The organism is Bradyrhizobium nivariense (assembly GCF_029846695.2).
GTDB lineage: Bacteria > Pseudomonadota > Alphaproteobacteria > Rhizobiales > Xanthobacteraceae > Bradyrhizobium.
Genome location: NZ_JARWCR020000016.1, coordinates 79,080 through 99,101, shown reverse-complemented (window position 1 = coordinate 99,101; position 20,022 = coordinate 79,080). Strand labels below are relative to the sequence as shown.

Annotated in this window: 17 protein-coding genes; 6 read left to right on the top strand and 11 right to left on the bottom strand. The window is 62.6% G+C overall.

The genetic code is table 11. The annotated features are described in order from the left end of the window. The first annotated feature begins 75 nt into the window (after positions 1-75). The 3 genes from QCM77_RS15675 (at position 76) to QCM77_RS15665 (ending at position 3,900) form a co-directional block, all read left to right on the top strand. A complete protein-coding gene (locus tag QCM77_RS15675) occupies positions 76-1,728 on the top strand; it encodes a type 2 periplasmic-binding domain-containing protein (RefSeq protein ID WP_462676042.1) in 1,653 nt (550 codons plus the stop codon). Between the two features lie 107 nt (positions 1,729-1,835). Further along, the gene (locus tag QCM77_RS15670; RefSeq protein WP_279659671.1) at positions 1,836-2,954 is read left to right on the top strand and encodes a carbohydrate ABC transporter permease; all 1,119 of its coding nucleotides are present in this window, start codon (positions 1,836-1,838) and stop codon (positions 2,952-2,954) included. A gap of 85 nt (positions 2,955-3,039) precedes the next feature. After that, on the top strand, positions 3,040-3,900 hold the full coding sequence (locus tag QCM77_RS15665; RefSeq protein ID WP_279660002.1) for a carbohydrate ABC transporter permease: 861 nt from the start codon (positions 3,040-3,042) through the stop codon (positions 3,898-3,900). Positions 3,901-4,443: 543 nt separating this feature from the next. Here the strand turns inward: QCM77_RS15665 and QCM77_RS15660 are convergent. Beyond that, on the bottom strand, positions 4,444-5,853 hold the full coding sequence (locus QCM77_RS15660; RefSeq protein WP_279684165.1) for a DHA2 family efflux MFS transporter permease subunit: 1,410 nt from the start codon (positions 5,851-5,853) through the stop codon (positions 4,444-4,446). A gap of 175 nt (positions 5,854-6,028) precedes the next feature. Between QCM77_RS15660 and QCM77_RS15655 the strand changes: the two genes are divergently transcribed. After that, positions 6,029-6,337 (top strand): hypothetical protein, encoded by a 309-nt coding sequence (locus QCM77_RS15655; protein ID WP_279659673.1) that lies wholly within the window; start codon positions 6,029-6,031, stop codon positions 6,335-6,337. A 19-nt stretch (positions 6,338-6,356) separates the two neighbouring features. Beyond that, a complete protein-coding gene (locus QCM77_RS15650) occupies positions 6,357-7,265 on the top strand; it encodes a sigma-70 family RNA polymerase sigma factor (protein WP_279684198.1) in 909 nt (302 codons plus the stop codon). Here the strand turns inward: QCM77_RS15650 and QCM77_RS15645 are convergent. The 3 genes from QCM77_RS15645 to QCM77_RS15635 all read right to left on the bottom strand — a co-directional run bounded on the left by QCM77_RS15645 (position 7,255) and on the right by QCM77_RS15635 (position 10,138). Next, positions 7,255-8,301, bottom strand: a complete 1,047-nt coding sequence (locus QCM77_RS15645) for a sigma-70 family RNA polymerase sigma factor (RefSeq protein WP_279684164.1) — start codon at positions 8,299-8,301, stop codon at positions 7,255-7,257. The genes QCM77_RS15650 and QCM77_RS15645 overlap by 11 nt on opposite strands. A gap of 43 nt (positions 8,302-8,344) precedes the next feature. After that, positions 8,345-9,094 (bottom strand): SDR family NAD(P)-dependent oxidoreductase, encoded by a 750-nt coding sequence (locus QCM77_RS15640; RefSeq protein WP_279659675.1) that lies wholly within the window; start codon positions 9,092-9,094, stop codon positions 8,345-8,347. Positions 9,095-9,271: 177 nt separating this feature from the next. Further along, complete coding sequence (locus tag QCM77_RS15635) at positions 9,272-10,138, bottom strand: SDR family oxidoreductase (protein WP_279659676.1); 867 nt, start codon at positions 10,136-10,138, stop codon at positions 9,272-9,274. Positions 10,139-10,666: 528 nt separating this feature from the next. Between QCM77_RS15635 and QCM77_RS15630 the strand changes: the two genes are divergently transcribed. Further along, a complete protein-coding gene (locus QCM77_RS15630; protein WP_279659677.1) occupies positions 10,667-10,900 on the top strand; it encodes a hypothetical protein in 234 nt (77 codons plus the stop codon). 148 nt (positions 10,901-11,048) lie between these two features. Here the strand turns inward: QCM77_RS15630 and dinB are convergent, their stop codons facing one another. From dinB to QCM77_RS15595, 7 genes are all read right to left on the bottom strand, one after another. After that, positions 11,049-12,296: a DNA polymerase IV gene (gene dinB / locus QCM77_RS15625; protein WP_279659678.1), complete on the bottom strand. Its 1,248-nt coding sequence runs from the start codon at positions 12,294-12,296 to the stop codon at positions 11,049-11,051. A gap of 174 nt (positions 12,297-12,470) precedes the next feature. Next, a complete protein-coding gene (locus QCM77_RS15620) occupies positions 12,471-13,646 on the bottom strand; it encodes a Gfo/Idh/MocA family protein (RefSeq protein ID WP_279684163.1) in 1,176 nt (391 codons plus the stop codon). Positions 13,647-13,659: 13 nt separating this feature from the next. Next, the gene (locus QCM77_RS15615; protein WP_279684162.1) at positions 13,660-14,715 is read right to left on the bottom strand and encodes a sugar phosphate isomerase/epimerase family protein; all 1,056 of its coding nucleotides are present in this window, start codon (positions 14,713-14,715) and stop codon (positions 13,660-13,662) included. A 276-nt stretch (positions 14,716-14,991) separates the two neighbouring features. Then, entirely contained in the window at positions 14,992-16,449 is a 1,458-nt protein-coding gene (locus QCM77_RS15610) for an aldehyde dehydrogenase family protein (RefSeq protein ID WP_279684161.1), read from the bottom strand. Beyond that, positions 16,446-17,723 carry an NAD(P)/FAD-dependent oxidoreductase gene (locus tag QCM77_RS15605; protein ID WP_279684160.1) on the bottom strand — a complete coding sequence of 426 codons (1,278 nt, stop codon included), beginning with the start codon at positions 17,721-17,723 and terminating at the stop codon, positions 16,446-16,448. The genes QCM77_RS15610 and QCM77_RS15605 overlap by 4 nt, the downstream gene beginning before the upstream one ends. Before the next feature lie 73 nt (positions 17,724-17,796). Beyond that, positions 17,797-18,966, bottom strand: coding sequence for an alanine racemase (locus tag QCM77_RS15600; protein ID WP_279684159.1), 1,170 nt, complete (start codon positions 18,964-18,966; stop codon positions 17,797-17,799). 136 nt (positions 18,967-19,102) lie between these two features. Further along, the gene (locus QCM77_RS15595; RefSeq protein WP_279684158.1) at positions 19,103-19,975 is read right to left on the bottom strand and encodes a GNAT family N-acetyltransferase; all 873 of its coding nucleotides are present in this window, start codon (positions 19,973-19,975) and stop codon (positions 19,103-19,105) included. Positions 19,976-20,022: the final 47 nt, after the last annotated feature.

The window sequence follows — 20,022 nt, the reverse complement described above, 5'->3', positions numbered from 1 at the left end:
ATCGAGGTGCTCGGGCGAAGTGGGCTTCACAAAAGAGGGTCACGCCAAGAAGGTCAAAAACGGGAGGGTATCGCGGTGAAACAGCACGGTCAGCATTCCGCATTCCAGCCGAACCGGCGAACAATCCTGAGAGGCGCGGCGAGCGCCGCAGCACTCGGCACCAGCGGCGCACTCGGCACGTTCTCGGAGCTCGCATTGGCGCAAGCCAACCTGCGCGCGCAGATCACACAAATTCCGGGTGTCGGCAAGGGCGCACCGACGGACGCCGACTGGCAGAAGGTCGGCGAGCTCTGCCTCGGCCCGACCAAGGCGAGCGTCAAGGAAGGCGAATTCAAGGGCGTCGAGCTCTCGTTCATGGGACTCAACAATCAGAACCTGCACAATCTCCTGTTCCGCGGTTTCCTCAAGCCGTGGGAAGCTTATACGGGCGCGAAAATCTCCTGGATCGATCTCGCCCAGGCCGACTACAACCCAAGGCTCCAGCAGGCGATCGCGACGAGTACGGTCGATTTCGACATCCTCGAGATGGGCGCGCCGTTCGAGGGCGATGTCTGTGGCAAGGGCCTGGCATCGGAGATGCCGGACTGGGTCAAAAAGCAGATCGATATCGATGACTATGTCGACTATCTGAAGCCGCCGGTCGGAACCTGGAACGGCAAGACCTATCGCGTCACCATCGACGGCGACTGCCACAACTTCAACTACCGCACGGACGTCTTCTCCGACGCAGCCCTCGCCAAGGCCTGGAAGGACGCCGGCAACACGGGCGAATGGGGCGTGCCGAAAACCTGGCAGCAGGTCCAGGCGGTGACGAAATTCCTCAAAGGCAAGAAGATCAAGAACCAGAATGCATTCGGCTATCTCGATGCGCCAAAGCCCTGGGGCGGCTTCGGCTTCTATTTCCTCGGCAGCCGCGCCTCTGCCTACGCCAAACATCCCGAGGACAAGGCTTGGCTGTTCGACATCGATACGATGAAGCCGCGCATCAATAATCCGGCCTGGGTGCGCGCTATCCAGGACGTCATTGACGCGCTGCCGTTCGAGCCGGCCGACCAGCTCAACGCCGATCCGAACACCACCGGCTTCCAGCAATTTCTCGCCGGCATCGGCTCGATGATTCCCTGGTGGGGCGACATCGGCCAGGTCGCCAAGGCGAGCGACACCTCGGTCATCGGCGATATCGTCGGCTTCGACATCCTGCCGGGATCGGACGATGTCTATAATTCCAAGACCGGACAGTGGGACAAGCTCGCGAGCGGTCCGAACCACGCGCCGAACTGCGCCTATCTCGGCTGGGGCGTCTATGTGATGGCCAGGGTCAATAGCGACGAGAAGAAGCACAAGGCCGCCTGGAGCGCGGCTGCGCATCTCGGCGGCAAGGATCTGTCGCTGTGGATGGTGATGTATCCATCGGGCTTCCAGGCCCACCGCGCCAGCCACTTCCAGTTCGACGAATGGGTGGCCGCGGGCTATGACCGCAAATACATCACCTCCTACCTCAACTCGCAGCTTGGCTCCTACAATCATCCGAACCGCGCGGTCGAACCGCGCATCCCCGGCATCTTCCAGTACTACAGCATCGCGGAGGATGAGCTGACGAAGATTTTTGCCGGCAAGGTCGACGCGCAGACCGGCGCGAACAACATCGCCGCCGCCTGGGAGAAGCTGACCGACCAGATCGGCCGCGAGCGGCAGATCGGACTCTACAAGGCCTCGCTCGGCGTGTAGCCGCACGAGCATCGCGAAGATCCTCGGCTGGCGACGCTCTCGCGGTGCCAGCCGAAAACTTACCCGGCGGCCGGCCGGGCATTCAGGATCGGCCGAGTTCGATTGCCATGCAGAATTCCGCTCCCGTGACCGACGACCTGCACCACCAGCCCGCAGTAAAGCGCGCGCCGGCGACGCGGAAGGCCGCCGGCCGCGCGATTGTCGCGGTGGCGTCGCTCGGCTTCCTGCTCGTGCTCCTCGTCCAGATCCTGCACACGACCGATACGACCGCGGCCGGGTTCTCCGATTGGCGACCGATCCTCGTCGCCTATCTCATCTGGGCTGTCGCCTTCGCCATCGCCCAAGTGCTGATCCGCGGCGAACGCGGCCAGCGCGCGCTATTCCTGCTGCCGGCGGTGTTCTTCACCATTGCGGTGGTGATCTTCCCGACCATCTTCGGGATCTATATCGCCTCGCTCGACTGGAATCTCAGCTCGGTCGAAGGCCCGCGCTTCAGCGGCTTCGGCAATCTCGTCGGGATGCTCAACGACACCTATTACTGGAACGCGCTGGGCAACATGATCTTCTACGCGGTCGCAGTCCTCGGCGAGTACGCGATCGCGTTCGGCCTTGCGCTGCTGCTCAGCGCCGAGATCCGCGCGCGCAAGTTCTTCCGTGTGGTGTTCCTGCTGCCGATAATGCTGAGCCCTGTCGCGGTGAGCTGGATGATCGGCAAGTCGCTACTCGAATATCGCTTCGGACCCGCTGCGACGCTGGCACGCTATCTTGGATGGGAGAACCCGGCGTTCTTCGCTTCGCCTTGGATGGCGCGCTTGAGCATCCAGGCGATGGACGCCTGGGTGTCGATCCCCTTCATCATGATCATCCTGCTCGCCGGCCTCCAGGCCATGCCGCGGGAAGTACAGGAGGCCGCCAAGGTCGATGGCGCCAACGGCTGGCAGTCGTTCTGGCACGTCACCTTTCCGATCATGCTGCCGGTCAGCATCACCGTCCTCATCATCCGCATCATCTTCAAGCTGAAGCTTGCAGACATCGTAATCAACGTGACGGCCGGCGGCCCCGGGGGCGCCACCGACACCGTGTCGAGCTTCATCTATCGCGTGTACCGCGACCGCTCCAATGTCGGATACGGCACGGCACTCGCCATGGTCTATCTGGTGCTGATCATCCTCCTTCTGACGCTGCTCCTGCGCCTGTCGAAGCGTTGGACGCAGAGAGTCGTCTAGAACCAAGGAGTTCACGCGCGTGTCGATATCGACATCGGCATTGAAGCCCGTCCGGCGGCATCCCGCGGCCCCGCGCGCCAAGCGGCTGCTTGGCCGCGTGCTGATCTATGCCGCGCTCCTGTTCTGGACGTTCATTTGCCTGTTCCCGATTTACTGGACGGTGACAACGTCGTTCAAATCGGCAGTCGACGTCACGCAGGCCCACCTGATCCCATGGGTCGATTTTCAGCCGGACTGGAAGGGATGGCGCTCGCTCGGGCTGTCGCCAGACACGCTGTTCGGCATCTCGACCGCCCGCGCGGAGTTCACGAACCGGTTCGTCAACAGCATTATCACCTCGGTCGGCGCGTCCCTGCTCGCGTTGATCCTAGGTTCGCTTGCCGCCTATGGCCTCAGCCGCTTCCGCTACAAATTCGCCTGGATGCGCAACGACGACATCCTGTTCTTCTTCATGTCGCAACTGATCTTGCCGCCGGTCGTGCTCGCACTGCCCTTCCTCGTGCTCTACAAGGCGCTCGCGCTGCTCGACACCCGCCTCGGCCTGATCCTGCTCTATACGCTCTCGGTTCTGCCCATCGTCATCTGGATCATGCGCGACCAGTTCAACGCGATCCCGATCGAGCTCGATGAAGCCGCCTTCGTCGATGGGCTGTCGACCTGGGGCGCGTTCCTGCGCATCATACTGCCGCTTGCAGTGCCCGGGATGGTGGCCGCTTTCATCCTGTCGCTGGTGCTGTGCTGGAATGAGTATTTCTTCGCGGCCCTCCTCACCAGCACGGATGCGAAGACGCTGCCGGTGATGGTGGCGAGCCAGACCGGCTCGCAAGGCATCAACTGGTGGTCGATGGCAGCGCTGTCGACGGCGGCAATCGCCCCGCTCGTCCTGGTCGGCATCTTCCTCGAGCGCTATATTGTCAGCGGGCTGACGACAGGCGCAGGAAAGTAACTACCTAATTCAGAGACCCCGAGACCGTCAGGCCTCGCTGCTGGACGAGATTCTCCAAGGGAGCGAAAGTGTGGCGGGGCGTAGCGGGGGAGCGACTCGCCTCCCCGACGCCGTTTTTTGTCCACAATGCAATCCGCGCTCCTCGGATCAGCCGAACACAGAGCTCTGTTGGTCATCCAACTTCACCGGGCCGTCCACAGTGCTGTGGCGCTACATCACCTCCAAACGACGACCACCCACACTTGCTCTCAATGGATTTCTCTTGATCTCCCGGTGCACGCATCGCGCCCACGACGCCTCTAACCAGCTGAAAACCTTGAAGCCGTGGCTAAGACCCCACCTCGGCAGGACTTTAATCCGCTAGGCATCATGAGCTTCTCCTGACGCACTTCAAATCGGGGACCTGCAACCGCCAATACCGACGTTCGCTGATCGTGGCCGTCCGAAGCGGCCGTCACCTGCGTCCCGAACGAGGTGTCCACCTTCTCAGTCATTGAAAATGCTCGACGTCGAGGGCGCCATCTCGTTTGGTTCACGCTCGTTTCACCCAATTCTTTGCGGCGCCGATGCGGTGGACACCAATTCCCGAGCGGGCAGCAAAAGGCCGACCCACGCGCCGGCCAGCGACAGCAGCGCCGCCAACGTCATTGCTGCCTCAAAGCCATCGGCGAAATGCGCCGGGCTATCCATTGCACCATTCGCCGCGAACGTGGCAACCAGCGCGGCAATCCCGAACATGCCGCCGAGAAACCGGCCCATATTGAAGATGCCGGAGGCCTTTGCCATTTCAGGCAACGAGACCGAGCTCAGGATGGCGCTTTGCGCTGCCGGCATCGCCATGGATACGCCAACGCCAGCAACCACCAGCGGAACGACCAGCGCGCCATAGCCGGCATCGGGCGAAGCGATCAAGGCGATCCAACCGAGCCCGATCGCCTGCATGATGAGTCCCGTCACCACCAATGGCCGCTCGCCGAATTTGCCGACTAGGGCGCCTGCAATCGGGGCGGTCACAAACAAGGTCGCGGTCCACGGCAACAGACGCAGCCCGCCGCCGAAGGCGTCGAAATGCAGGGTCACTTGCAGGAACTGCGGCAGCAGGAATAGCACCCCATACATCGCGGCATAAAACAGGAAGCTCAGCGAGAGCGCCGCGGAGAACGGCCTTGACGCGAACAGCCGTAACGGCACCATCGGCGCGGCGGCGCGCGACTCCCAGATCAGGAACGCGGTCGCGAAGGCGAGACCAGCGATGATCGCACCCACGACTTCCGCGCTGGTCCAGCCGACGATGTTGCCGCGCATGAGGCTCCAGACCCAGGCCAGTGAGGCAATGGCGACCAGCGTCAGCCCGACGATGTCAAGTGTTGCCGCCGGACCAAAGCTTTCGCGCAAACGCGCCCGTACCAGCGTGGCTGCGATTGCGCCAATCGGCAGGTTGATCCAAAAGATGGAGCGCCAGCCCAGTTGCTCGGTGAACAGGCCCCCCACCGCAGGCCCGATGATCAATGCAAAGCCGGTAATCCCGGAAAAGATGCCGAGCGCTTTTGCGCGCTGCTCGCGCCCGAACGTACCGCTCAGGATGGTCATCGCAAGCGGCATCACCAGGGCCGCTCCAGCGCCCTGCATGGCGCGCGCCCCGATCAGCCAATCGACCGTCGGTGCCAGCGCGCAAGCGGCGGAAGCGAGGGTAAACAGCATGATGCCGCCGGCGAACATCCTGCGCCGGCCGAACCGGTCGCCGAGCGCAGCCCCGGACAGCAGCAGCACGGCGAATGCGAGATTATAGGCATTGACAGTCCATTGCAGCGTCTCGACCGAGCATGAGAACTCGGTGCGGATATCCGCGAACGCCGTCGTCAGCACCATGGCATCCAATGCCATCATGAACGAGGCGAGTGAGGTCAGAGCGAGGACCCAGGTCTTCTCCGCGGGGTTGGGAGCGTCTTGCATCTGGCAGTCTCCATCCTGGCGCCAGAACGGCGCCGTCGCACGGAGGACGAAGCAAAAGGGCCCAAGGATGCGGCCTCAAAATAAGTTATGCGGGCCGCATCCTTTGGGCCCAGGCAAACGTCCTATGGAGTTGAGAAGTCGCAGTTGGTGCTGCGGCCGAGGCGAGGAGGCAACCATGAAAAGAACAGTGATCCGCTACAAGACCAGACCCGAAATGGCCGACAGGAATGCCGAGCTGGTCGCGGCGGTGTTTGCCGAGTTGAAGGCGGCGCAACCAGATAATGTGCGTTACTTGACGCTGCGGCTCGAGGACAACAGCTTCATCCACATTGTCGAAGCAACCGCCGAGAACGATTCGTCACCGATCACGAAGCTTGCGGCCTTTCAGGCGTTTCAGAGCGGTATACGCGACCGCTGCGCCGAGCCGCCGGTCTTCAATGATGCTATCGTCGTCGGCAACTATCGTGTACTGGCGGAGCCGTAGGGCTCGCGATGGAGGCATGATGAATTCGGCTCAGGAAGTCGCAGCAGACGACATTCCGGCGATCCTGCTCGCCATGCGGCCGCGGCTGCACCGCTATTGCGCGCGCATGGTCGGATCCGTCATCGACGGGGAAGACGTGTTGCAGGACGCGCTGATGAAGGCTGTGGAGGCGGCCTCCACGGCCGGCCCGATCCGCAATCCGGAAGGCTGGCTGTTCCGGATCGCCCACAACACGGCGCTCGATTTCCTGCGCCGTCGCAACCGGCAGGAGGCCCTGCATTCGCCTCAGGAGGTGGACATGATTGTCGACGAGATCGATGCCGTCGCAAGCCGCCAGATTGCAGCGACCAGCCTGCGCACCTTCATGCGTCTGCCGGTTGGCCAACGCGCCAGCGTGATCCTGATGGACGTGCTCGGCTGCTCGCTTCAGGAGATCTGCGATATCATGGATTTAAGACTGCCCGCGGTAAAAGGCGCGCTGCATCGCGGGCGCACGATGCTGCGCGAACTTGCTGAGGAACCCGAGGATGCCCCGCGTCCGCGTCTATCGGCGGCCGACCGCACGCGGCTCGCCAACTATGTCGACCATTTCAATGCGCGTGACTTCGATGCGATCCGCGCCATGATTGCCGAGGACGTCAAGCTCGATCTGGTGAACAGGTCCCGGCTGAACGGCAAAGCCGAGGTGTCCCGCTACTTCGGCAACTACGCCAAGATCAATGACTGGCACTTCGTACCGGGCCTCGTCGAGGGCCGTCCGGCCATCCTGGTGCTCGACCCGACGGCGATCCCCGGCGCAAGGCCGAAATACTTCATATTGCTCGGCTGGTCGGCGGGCAAGGTCGCCAAAATTCGGGACTTCAGGCATGCCGCGTACGTCGCCGCTGAGGCTGACATCCAAGTCGACCAGGACAAGATCAGGCGATAGCAACCCGACCGGGCACACTGAGCGGCAGGTCGAAGCGCTGAAACAATCGCTGAGCTTCTGGCTTCACGAAAAGAGTCAATGCCTGAACCAGGTCGTGGTCGAGCGAGAGCACGTGAAGGGAATGCGCGACCCAAGGCTCGCCCTCACGGGCGCGGGAGTAGGCAGCGAAAGCAGGTTGTCCATTGGCCCCGATGGGGACCAGGCGGTAACTATCGTAAAATTTCCATGCCCACTCAAAGAAGCCGCGGATCGTCTGCCGTCCTGCGTACCATTGCGGCAACGGCGGCATCGTGTACGTCGCATCTTCCTTCAAAAGCGCAACAAAGCCGTCGACGTCGAGCGCTTCCCAAGCGCGTAAATAGCGGCCGAGAAGTTCTTTCTGCGCGGCGTTCGGTCGGGCTGAAACCGGCGGCCGGCCGTCAGGATAACGCCGAACCAGCGTTTCGCGCGCGCGCTGAAGGACACTATTTATCGAAACCGTCGAACCGCCGAGCAGAGTAGCCGCTTCGGCCGGCGCCCAACCGAGCACATCACAAAGCAGGAGCGCCGCGCGCTGGCGTGGAGATAGCTGCTGGATGGCCGCGACGAAGGCCAATTGCACGGCTTCGCGCGAAGCATAGCGTGCTTCCGGATTCGGTGCCTCGTCAATGAGGCCTTCCAGGCTCGAGGTCGGGTAAGGTTCAAGCCAGGGCACGTCACGTACTGGTACGCCGTCCGGAAGCTCAGCAGTGGCGGGCACTCGTTGGTCGGGGAGCCAACGCCGGATGTTCTTGCGCCTTTCCAGCGCGTCGAGGCAGGCATTGGTCGCGATTTGATACAGCCATGCGCGAAGCGAACCTCGTTCCTCGAGGTTGTCGAAACTTCGCCAAGCCCGCAGATACGTCTCCTGCACAAGGTCTTCTGCTTCGTGCAGAGATCCTAGCATGCGGTAACAATGCAATCTCAATTCGCGGCGAAATGGTTCGGCAAGCTGCTCGAACGCCTTGGTCGACCGCTCCGACGCCGTCCTCTGAGTTGGTGGTTCTGCCGCTGTCATCGGACTCGATATTGGCCTTCCTTGCATCATTTCAAGGGGCGCATCACGACGGTACAGCTTCGATGCCCTTACTGGACACAATAAACACCCGCTCCTTAAATCTATCCGGATTGATCACCAGCTCGATGGCAACACGCGCCGCGTCCGACGAGGTCGGCGGAGAGTCCATGCTGCGAATGAAGTCCACTTCCGATATGCCCAGATAGCCGGAATATCCGGCCACGGCATGCTTTCCGAACTCGGTGTCCGGCATGATCCGCGGTGCGAGCGCAAAGAAACGTAAGCCAAGACCAAGGCGATCCGACTCCTTCTGGCTGTAGTTGGCGATGAATATCTGCGTGCGTTTGGCGCCGGCATACCCTCCGGTTAGCGGCGACCCAGCGAGCGCGGCTCCGCTCGAGACAAGAAGCACGAGCGCTCCAGCAGCGAGAGGTCGCGACAGCGCCGCTTTGCAGAAATGGAATGCGATTTTTACGTCGCTTTCCCAATTTACGGTAAACTCTTGCCAGCTTTGCTTGTAGAGTGGCAAGGTCGTCGGATGCGCCCCAGCACACAACACCAGGACATCGGGTTCTAGCACTCCGAATGCCTTCGAAGGCGCGGTCGCGTCGGCTGCATCAAGCGCAAGAACTTCCATTCCAGGCACCTCTTCCGCGAGGCGGTGGAGCGGGGCTTCACGCCGTGCCACGGCCAAGACCCGTGCGCCGCTCCCGTGCGCCTCTTCCGCAATCCGCCGCCCGACTCCCTGGCTCCCGCCGATCACGATGACCTTCTTTCCCGTCAATGGAAGCATCCTATCCTCCTTCATGTGTCGAACTTGTCACGGCTGCTCGTCCCAGATGTAAGACGGCCCGACGACCAGGAGTGATCGACGTTCAACGTGCTCTCTTGTTCGCTCGATTGCGCGGCCGACTGCCAAGCGCAAAGCGTCGCTCAGGTCCTCCATCAACCTGAAGCCCTCCTTGTATCCTCATCGGACTCTGCCTGAGGCTGCCGGGCCGCGTTCGTGGGCGCCGCCAGGGCGACCGTGCACGCCGACCCCACGCGTGACGGGTGGCAGGGACTCATTTGCGCTTGCCGGAACGAGCTTTTTCGATGCTTTCCAGAGCTGCCCATTGATGAAGTTCGGAGCAATGCGTCGCATGAGGGCAAGCTGCTTCGATTGTCCAGGGCGGATCTCGGTGGCGCCCACCTTAAGGAACCCGAACGACTGGCTCACCAGTTCCTCCGTGGTGATCAGCGCAATGCCGTCGTCCTCGCGAAGGTCAGAGGTCATATCGGTTTTCACCGCCGGAGGCATGAGCTCAATGACCTCTACGCCGGTGTCCTCCAACTGGAAGCGGAGCGATTGAGTGTAGGAGTGGATCGCCGCCTTGGTCGCACAATAGATCGGCAAGCAAGGCAGCGGCACGAACGCAAGCGCGGACGACACGTTGATCAGAGTCCCCTTGTTGGCCTTCAGGACGTCCATGAGTGCCGAGGTCATCCGAATGATCCCGCCCACGTTAACATCTAGCTCGTCGGTTAAGCCGACAAGGTCGGCGGCCGTACTTTTGAGATTCCTATAGTGGCTGATACCTGCATTGTTCATCAACACGTCGAGCCTTGGAAAGTCCGCCTTTACCCGCGCCGCGAGGATCGCAATCTGAGCTGGGTCGGCAACGTCGCTCTGAACTGTGTAAAGCTTGGGATGTTTCGCTTTGACCTGATCCAGCGTGGCCTGGCGGCGACCGGTCACTATGACCTCGTTGCCTAGATCAGAAAACTTCAACGCGAAGGCAAGTCCGATGCCTGCGGATCCTCCGGTTATGAGGATTGTGCGACCGGTGAGTTTCATGATGTTCCTTTTGGTACGCTCTCGCTTCAACAGATCTTCTGCGATCCAACCGAAGTCTAAGACTGGCGACGCATTGCAATTTCATCGGCCCCTCACGATCTTGTTACGGCTCACTGATAGCCCGGGTCCGCGAAAGATATTCTCTTCGCTCTAACCGCCAGCGCGACAGCGGTCACGCCGTCTTGGCAACATCGGGCCGGTCGCATTTTTCCGCGATTTCGCGAAGGACATCAGTCCGCGCTCGATTGCCAAGACACTCAATGATGAAAGCTGTCACCGGCCGGAGAGCTATGGAATGACACGATTTTCCGCGGGCAGGTTAAGTGCGGACCGGCGATCATCAACAAGCGCACATAGCTAACGCTCTTTCTCGAACGGCCGGACCATTCCGCGTGAAGAACTCGAACGGCGCGTTCTGGCCGGGTCGAAGGACCGAATGATGGCGCCGAAGATGCTTGCAGAGGCGATGCGCGCCTACGCAGAAGAGACAAACCGGCTCAATCGCGAACGACGTTCGAACGGTGAACCTTGGCGTCAGAACTGAACACCGTGGAGAAGCAAATCCAGGACATCACTGACGCTGCCAAAGAGGGCGTGTTCCAGCCACCGATGAATGGACTCGAAAGTCGCAAGGCACAATGGGTCAGCCTTGTGAGCGGCAGCTCGTCCGATGTGCCGGATATCCTGCCGATGGCCTCTACGATTTACGCCAACTCGAAGAATGCCCAATCCGGCCAGCCGCGGGCGATGGAGCTCATATAACTCAACAAAGCGCGCAGCGCGGCCATAGCGGCCACGTTGACGGCCGTCAGCTTGAATCCGTCTTTCGCCGCTCGCCATTCGTGCGAACTGAGTGGCGGGCAGCGGCAGCGAGTCGGAATCGCATGCGCCATTAATTTTCCCGTGACCATCACAGGTCCTTTTCGGCGAGCTTGCGAAACTCATCAGGAACCGAACGCGAGATGCCCAGCGCCACGGAGCCATATCCGATGGCATCCCATCCAAAACGATCGCGGATTTTATCGACCGCACGGTCGGCCGCCCAACGCGCCATGCCTATTTTGCTGCCGGGGCGGTGCGGTTCATCTCGAAGCCCAAGCGGAAGCTCCAGCTCAAGATCCCAGTTCTCCTCGAGATGCGAGACGGAGATCGCGAGGAGCGAAATTGTCTTCTCGTCAGGGTGATCTGCGAGGACGGCGCGCACCAGGTCCTCGGCGAGTTCGGCAAGGATCATGGTCGCCGAGATAGGCGCGTCGAGCGTTACCGAGCGCGTAGCTGAGTTCAGGCCGGCGAAGCGAATCCGGACCGTCACGGTTCGGCCCAGCCTGCCCTTGGCCCGAAGCCGGGTGCCGATTCGGTCTGCAAGGTGCAGCAGGGTTGGTCGAAAAACTCGCTCTTCGGCAGGCTTCCTGCCGATCGCCGATTGTGCTCCCGCCGATCGGGCACGGCGATGGACCTTGACGTCGCGTGGATCACGATTCCACGCCAGCGCCGCAAACTTCTCTCCCGCCGCAGGACCGAGTAGCCGCTCAAGCGAGCCTCCCGGTGTCTTTGCCAATTCTCCGATTGTGAGGACGCCGATCTCGGCGAGCCGCGCTTTTGTGACCGGACCAACTCCCCACATCAGCTCGACCGGCAGATGGTGAAGGAATTGCAACTCTCTGTCAGGATCGACGACCACCAGCCCATCGGGCTTGGCCACTTGCGAGGCAATCTTTGCAAGATGTTTGGTGCGAGCCACGCCGACCGAAATCGGAAGGCCGAGTTCAGCCCGAACGCGTTGGCGGATTGTCCTCGCAATTTCGTCGGGTGGACCAAACAGATGGGTGCAGCCAGCAACGTCGGCGAAGGCCTCGTCGATGGAAATCCGCTCCACCAAAGGCGTGTAGTCGCCGATCAGCGTGATGGCGGCGTCGCCCAGTCGCCGATATTCCTTAAAATGCCCGCTCACAAAAGTGAGTTGCGGACAGAGCTCGCGCGCTCGCCGTCCCGGCATCCCTCCGCGGACCCCGAACGCCTTAGCCTCGTAGGACGCGGCAAGCACAACTCCGCCGCCGACGGCAATGGCTTTGCCGCGCAATGAAGGGTCAAGCAGCTGCTCTACCGAAGCATAAAAGGCGTCCAGATCCGCATGGAGGATGGTGGCTGTCGTCGCCATCCGACCTTTCGTCCCTCACGTTTCGAGGAAACTCTTGACGGAACATAATGAGAACGTCGGCGGCGAGTGTCAAGCCGGCCTGCATCGAGCTGAAGCTTGGCCAGCCGTCAAACCCGTCGCAAGACGTGATCGGCCGCTATGGAGCCAGGATCAGCTCAAGAGAAGCGTCGGCATCTACGTCATTCGAACCCAGGTGCCATTGCTTGCAGACGAATTCACCGCGGCGTCGATGAATTTCATGCCGGCGAGGCCATCCTCCACGGTGGGGCAAATCACCGCCGGATCCGGTGCTTTGCCGGCCAGTGCCGCGCGAATGGCGCGCGCTGCCTCAGCATAGATCGTTGCAAAGCCCTCAAGATACCCCTCGGGGTGCCCCGCTGGCACGCGGGTAACGCGGTCCGCCTCAACCAACGCGCCGGCGCCGCCGCGGGTCAGGAGCTGCCTGGGCTGCCCGTAACGCGTGAACCAGAGATAGTTCGGATTTTCTTGTGCCCATTCGAGCCCGCCCTTGGTCCCATAGACGCGCAGCGTCAGGCCGTTCTCATTGCCGACCGCGACCTGGCTCGCCCAAAGCATCCCTTTGGCACCGCCCTTCCATTTGAGGAGGATCTGGACATCATCATCGAGACGCCGGCCGCCGACGAAGGTCGAAAGTTGGGCGAGCAGCTCCTCAAGCTCGAGGCCGGTGACGAAGCAAGCGAGATTGTAGGCGTGAGTGCCGATATCGCCAATGCACCCGCCTGCCCCGGAACGGGTCGGGTCCGTGCGCCACGCGGCCTGCTTATGGCCGCTTGCTTCCAACCGCTCGGTCAACCAATCCTGCAGATATTCGGCCTGAACGAGCCGGATCTCGCCGAGATCACCGTTCGCCACCATGGCGCGGGCCTGTCGGACCATGGGATAGCCCGTGTAGTTGTGAGTCACGACGAAAACCTTGCCCGTCTTCCTGACCAACTCCACCAGTTCCTCTGCCTCGGCGAGGCTCCTCGTGAGCGGTTTGTCGCAGATGACGTGGATGCCGGCTTCAAGGAACGCCTTGGCGACCGGGGCGTGCAGGTGGTTGGGGGTCACGATCGAGACCACCTCGATGCCGTCCGGGCGCGCGCCCTCCGCCTTCGCCATCTCTTCGAAGGAGGCATAGGCGCGGTCGTCGGCGATACCGAGCTCCCGCGCCGAGGCTTTTGCTCGCGCCGAATCCGACGCCAACGCACCGGCCGTCAGCACAAATTGGTCGTCGATACGCGCGGCAGCACGATGAACGGCGCCGATAAAAGCCCCCTGGCCACCGCCGACCATGCCTAGCCGGATACGACCATGACCGCCGCCCCCACTGCTTGCCTCAATAATCATTTCTTGTTCCTCGCTAGGAGATGCCAAGCATCTTGCGGTTCATCCGGTCCTCAGCGCCGGAGCCCGCGAAATCGTCGAACGACTTCTCGGTCACCCGAATGATGTGCCTTTTGATGAATTCGGCGCCCTCGCGCGCGCCCTGCTCGGGATGCTTCAGCGCGCATTCCCATTCCAGCACCGCCCAGCTGTCGTAGTCGTACTGCGTGAGCTTCGAGAAGATCGCGCCGAAATCGATCTGTCCATCGCCTGGCGAGCGAAAGCGGCCGGCACGATCGACCCAGCTCTGGAACCCGCCATAGACGCCTTGGCGGCCCGTCGGGTTGAACTCGGCATCCTTGACGTGGAAGGCTTTGATCCGCTCGTGGTAGATGTCGATGTAGTCGAGATAGTCGAGCTGCTGCAGCACGAAGTGCGACGGGTCATAGAGCAAGTTCGCGCGCTTGTGACCCTTCACCCGATCGAGAAACATCTCATAGGAGACGCCGTCGTGAAGGTCCTCGCCGGGGTGGATCTCATAAGCGAGATCGACACCGTGCTCGTCCGCATAGTCGAGGATTGGCCGCCATCGGCTGGCGAGCTCGTCGAAGGCGGCCTCGATCAGGCCGGCTGGACGCTGCGGCCAGGGATAGACATAGGGCCAGGCCAACGCGCCGGAGAAGGTCGCCTGCGCCGTGAGCCCGAGGCGTCCTGAGGCGCGAATTGCGCGCTTGACCTGGTCGACGGCCCACTCGGTGCGTGCCTTGGGATTGCCGCGCACCTCCGGCACGGCGAAGCCGTCGAATGCTGCGTCATAAGCCGGATGCACGGCGACGAGCTGGCCCTGAAGATGGGTCGAGAGTTCGGTGATGGAAAGGCCGTGTTCGGCCGCTGTCGCCTTCACCTCATCGGCATAGTCCTGGGACTCCGAGGCCTTGTTGAGGTCGAAGAGTCGCCCGTCCCAGCTCGGGATCTGAATCCCCTCATAGCCGAGCGAGGCAGCCCATTCGCAGATCGCGTCGAAGGAGTTGAACGGCGCCGCATCGGCCGTGAACTGAGCGAGGAATATCGCCGGTCCCTTGATCATCTTCATCTCGCGCTTCCTTCTCCCTGGATGCTCCAGCAGCACGTGACCGCCGAGCGCGATATCTCAGCAAAACGAAATGTCGCCATCAAGACCCCGCTCGGTCCGCTTCATCACGTCTTGTAGCCGACGTCTCACCACGTTCCCGCGCCCCTCCCCAGAGAGGACGGGCCAGAATGAGCCGACCTTAAAGCCCGCCAACTCAGCCATCGCATGCAAGCTGCGCGAATCGGCCGCCGACATGCGGCAGCCTGATTTCGAACGGTTCGTCCTAGAGATGACGTATTATCGGTAGAATCCGAGAACGGCCTTGGTCTCGAGATATTCTTCCATGCCCTCAAGGCCATACTCCCGGCCGTTGCCGGAACGCTTGTATCCGCCAAAAGGTGCGTTCGGGTCCCAGTCGGGATAGTTGAGATGGACCTGACCGGACCGGATCTGCCCAGCCACTTTCCGCACTGTCTCCATATCGGTGCCCTGAACATGGGCGCCGAGGCCGTAGACAGTGTCATTGGCGATCTCGACCGCCTCGTCGACCGTATCGTAGGGGATGATCGACAGTACCGGGCCGAAGATCTCCTCGTGCGCAATCCTCATGTCGCGACGGACGTTCGAGAAGATCGTCGGCCGCGCATAGAGGCCGATCTGAAGGTGGTCGGGTCGCCCTCGCCCGCCGGTGACAAGCTTGGCGCCCTCTTCCAGGCCGACGCCGATCATGGTCTGGATGCGCTCGAACTGCGGCCGGTTGGCGATCGGACCATGGGTGGTATATTCCGCTAGCGGATCGCCGACCGCCATTTCGGAAGCAGCCGCCGCGGCGAGAACCTCGACCTCCGCCATCTGCGATCGGGACACAAGCATGCGCGTGGGCGCGCTGCAGGATTGGCCGAGATTGCGGAAGGCGGCGCCGACGCCGAGTGGAACGACCCGGCTCAGCTCGGCATCCGGCAGAATGATGTTCGGCGACTTGCCGCCGAGTTCCTGGGCGACGCGCTTGACGGTGGGCGCCGCTGCTTGCGCAACGAGAACCCCGGCGCGGGTCGAGCCGGTGATCGAGATCATGTCCACCTGCGAATGCGACGCCAGACCGGCGCCCACGATTGGACCTGTCCCGTTGACGAGGTTAAAAACGCCGGGTGGACAGCCGGCATCGTCCATCACCTCGGCGAACAGCAAGGCACTCAGCGGCGACAATTCGCTCGGCTTCAACACCACCGTGCAGCCCGCCGCGAGCGCCGGACCGACCTTGGCTGTGACCTGGTAGAGAGGCCAGTTCCAAGGGGTGATGAGGCCGCAGACGCCGATCGGCTCGCGCATGATGGCGGTGCTGCCGCGCGGGCTGACGAAAGAATAGGTCGCGAGATTGTCGCGCGCGACGCGGATATGTTCGGCGGCCAGCGGCACCTGGGCGCGGCGCGCATAGGTGACCGCGGCTCCCATCTCACTCGTGATGGTCTGCGCGAACAGCTCGAGCCGCTTGAGGATCAAACCATGGACCCGGTCGAGCAGCGCCGCCCGCTCTGCCGCTGGCTTACGAGACCAGCCGGCGAAGGCTTGCCTGGCGGCGGCAACGGCGAGGTCTACGTCCTTCTCATTGCCGAGCGCGATCTCGGCGATCGGTTGCTCGGTTGCCGGGTTGATGACGGCTGCCGTCTCCGATCCGCTCGGCCTGCGCCATTCTCCGTCGATGTAGAATTTGCCGAGGAAGCCGGCTTCCGTCAGGTGTCGAACGGCCGAGGTCATTGGAAGCGATCCTTGATCCGGTAATAGGCGCCGACCAGCGGCAGGAACCAGGGGGGACCGAGATGGCCCGGAATGGCCGGCCAAGCGAAGTTCTTCCAAGGATTGAGCTCGGTGCGCCCGTCCATGACGTCCGCCATGATCGTTCCCATCAGCGTCGACATCTGGGTGCCGTGGCCGCTGTAGCCCATGGAATAGTAGATGCCGTTGCGTTCGCCGGCGCGCGGCAGCCGGTCGCGCGTCATGTCCACCATTCCGCCCCAGCAATAATCGATGCGCGCGGCGCGAAGCTCGGGAAAGACATCGTGCAGCGCAGCCTGCAAGATCGCACCGCTCTTCTCGTCTGAGGCGGGATTGGAGATCGCGAAGCGAGCGCGGCCACCGAAGAGCAGCCGATTGTCGGGTGTGGTCCGGAAGTAGTTGACCAGGTTCTTCGTATCGACCGCCATTCGGCGGCGCGGCAGGAGCCGATCGAGCGTCGCTGTCGGCAAGGGCTCGGTGACGATCAGGAAGGCGCCCACCGGCACGATCCGGCGTCGAATCCAACCCAGCGGCCCCGTATGCGAGGTGCCGCTCGCCAACAGAACCTGCGAGGCCCGCAGCCGGCCCTTCGGTGTTTCGATCTCGTGGCCTCCGCCCGCGGCGGGGCGCAGGCCCGTCATCGGCGTATGCTCGTGGATTTCGACGCCGCGCCGTGCCGCTGCGTCCGCAAGGCCGCGGACGAAGCGGCCAACGTGCATGCCGGCGCTCTTGCGGTAGATCAGCCCGCCGTAATAACGCTCCGATCCCACCTCGCCGGCCAGATCGGCACGGCTCACCATCGCCGTGTCGGGATCGACATTGGCCGCGAGCAATTCCTGGCTGCGCGCCAGCTTGTCATAGTGCTCAGGTTTAGCTGCAAGCTTGATCTTGCCGACGCGCGCGAAGCTGCAGTCGATCTTCTCTTCCGCCACCAGGCGCTCGACCGTATCGACCCCGGCGTCGAAGGACCGGTAGAGCCGGTCGGCGACGTCCTTACCAAGCCTGGCCGAGAGCGTGCCGTAATCCTGAGCGAACCCGTTGTTGCACATGCCGCCGTTCCGGCCGGACGCCGCATGCCCGATCGTCTCGGCTTCGAGGAGCACGACACGCGCGCCCTTTTTGGCGAGAGCCAGAGTCGCCGAAGAACCGGTCAGGCCGCCGCCGATCACCGCAACGTCGCAGATGCCCTGCACCGGTCCTGCGGTGGCGCGCGTGAATGGCTGCGATGTGTCCAGCCAATAGGATGTGAGCTTCATACCGGCTCCGAATCTCGCGTTATCTGAATGCTGGGTATCCGCACGTCGCGGCGACCCCCCTCTGTTTGAGAACCTACCAGCCGCGCATTCGCGGCCACCGAGCTTCGATTGCGTCACTTCCCGCGGAGACGACATTGTACAGCTCGTGCTGCGACGCCGTCGCGCAGGCGTGATTGGGCAGGATCCTGACCTTCGCGCCGATCGGGATATGCGGGAGGGTTGCAGCCGATCCGGACCTGATGGCGAGGATGCCGTGCTCCTGGCTCGCCTGCGCGACGATCAGGTCCGGATAGAGTTGGCCGGACAGATCGCAGACAAGACCGTAAGCTTGGTCGACCCGCTGTGCCGCAGTGCCGCGATCGCGCGACAGCGCCATCCACCCCGCATCGACCAAGATCCAGCCCTTCTCCGGCTTCGTGCCGATAACGGTGGCAAGAACCGAGATCGCGATGTCGTCGGTGGTGCAGACACCGACACCGTGCATCACCAGATCAAAAAACATGTAGACGCCGGCTCGCATCTCCGTAACGCCGGTCAGGTCTTCAGCGAAATGGGCGGTCGGCGTCGAACCGACGCTCACGACCGGGCATTCATGCCCCGCCGCCCGCAACGTCTCCGCCGCGGCCACAGCCACGGCCCTTTCGTTCTCCGCAGCCGCGAAAAGGGCCTCCGGCGCACAAAGGCTGTAGGACTCGCCGGCATGGGTGAGAATGCCGGCGAGCTTGACGCCGGCCTCGGCCAGGGCTGCCGCGACGGCGATGAGCTTGGGGTCGGTGGCCGTCAGCCCGCCCCGGTGACCGTCGCAGTCGATCTCGATGAAGGTGGACGGCGTCACACCAGCGGCGCGCCCGGCCGCGCCGAGCGTCGTCGCCTGTTCGGCCGAATCGAGCAGCACCTTGAGGTCGATGCCCGCTTTCCGGAGACGCATCGCCCTCTCAGCGGTGTGCGGTGCCAGACCTACGGCATAAGTCATGTCCCGAAAACCGTGCCGCGCGAAGTACTCCGCCTCTGCCAAGGTTGAGACGGTGATCGGCCCCGGCCCGGAGAGATGGACGCGCTGGGCGACGTCGATGGATTTCGCGGTTTTCATGTGAGGGCGCAGCACGACACCCCGCGCGCCCATGCGAGAGGACAGACGGGCGAGGTTGCGATCAAGCCGATCTTTGTCGAGCAGGAGGGCCGGCGTCGCCAATGCGCCGACCGTCGCGGCTATCTCAGGCCGCCCGGCGTCCTGGATATCCATTCCGCGCATCTCCCAGCGTTGCATCTGGATGTCTCCTAAAGCATGATCCGGAAAAGTGCGAAGCGGTTTTCCGAAAAGATCATGCTCAAACAACAACCTAAAGCGCGATGATGATTCATCCTGATCTCATCGCGCTTTAGCCGAAGGACTGGTTGGCGACCGCGAACGTGCGCGCCGGCCCGGTCGATGGCATCTGTGCCCCGAGGACCATCGTCGTGGCGTCGCTGACCTGCTCCAGGCCGATGCTCTCGAGCCAGTCCCCGAGCTGCGAGGACGCCGAGGTGTCGATCCGGACGAAAACATTCCCGAGCCGCGCAAGCGCCGCCTCGATCAACGCGCGCGCATCGATGGGATTTTCGGCGACGACGGGACCGACGACATGCCCGCGACCGAAACGGCGCGAGATGGCGTAGCCGCGGAGTGTGCCGTCACGTAGGAGGACATAGCCGTCGCCGACCTCGGTCAGCCGGTTCAGCATCTCGCGCCTCGTCCAGCCGGTGGCCCCGTGATCGAGACCCACGACCGCCCCAAGGTCCGATGGAACCATCGGTCTGACGTCTCCGAGCGGCGGCACGTCGCCGCGCTGCGTGGGAATGCCGTGATGCTGGTGCAGGACTCCGATGCTGGCGAAGCCGCGGCGCTCATAAAGCGTCATTCCTTCGGCAGTCGAATTCAGCGTGATGATCCGTGGTCGTGCCGCCGCCAGCAGCGCGTCCATCAGTCGCGCCCCGTAACCGCGTCCCTGAACAGCTTTCGCGACGATGATCATTCCGGCGGAAGCATGGGTATCGCCGTAAGGCCACCAGAGCGCGGTCCCGACCACCACACCGGCGCACTGCAGAACGAATCCATGGCCCAGCTGCAACGCGAAATCCCAGTCCTCGATTCGGTAGGGCCAAGACATCTCCTGCGAGAGCCTCAGAGCGCCTTCCAGATGCGCTCTCGCGAAAGGAACGAGGACTACATTTTCAGTCTCGCGATCTCTGGACTGGTAAGTTGCCGTTGCCATGATTCGGTCGAGGTCTCCTGCTTGGGTTATCGGACATCGCCAATGCC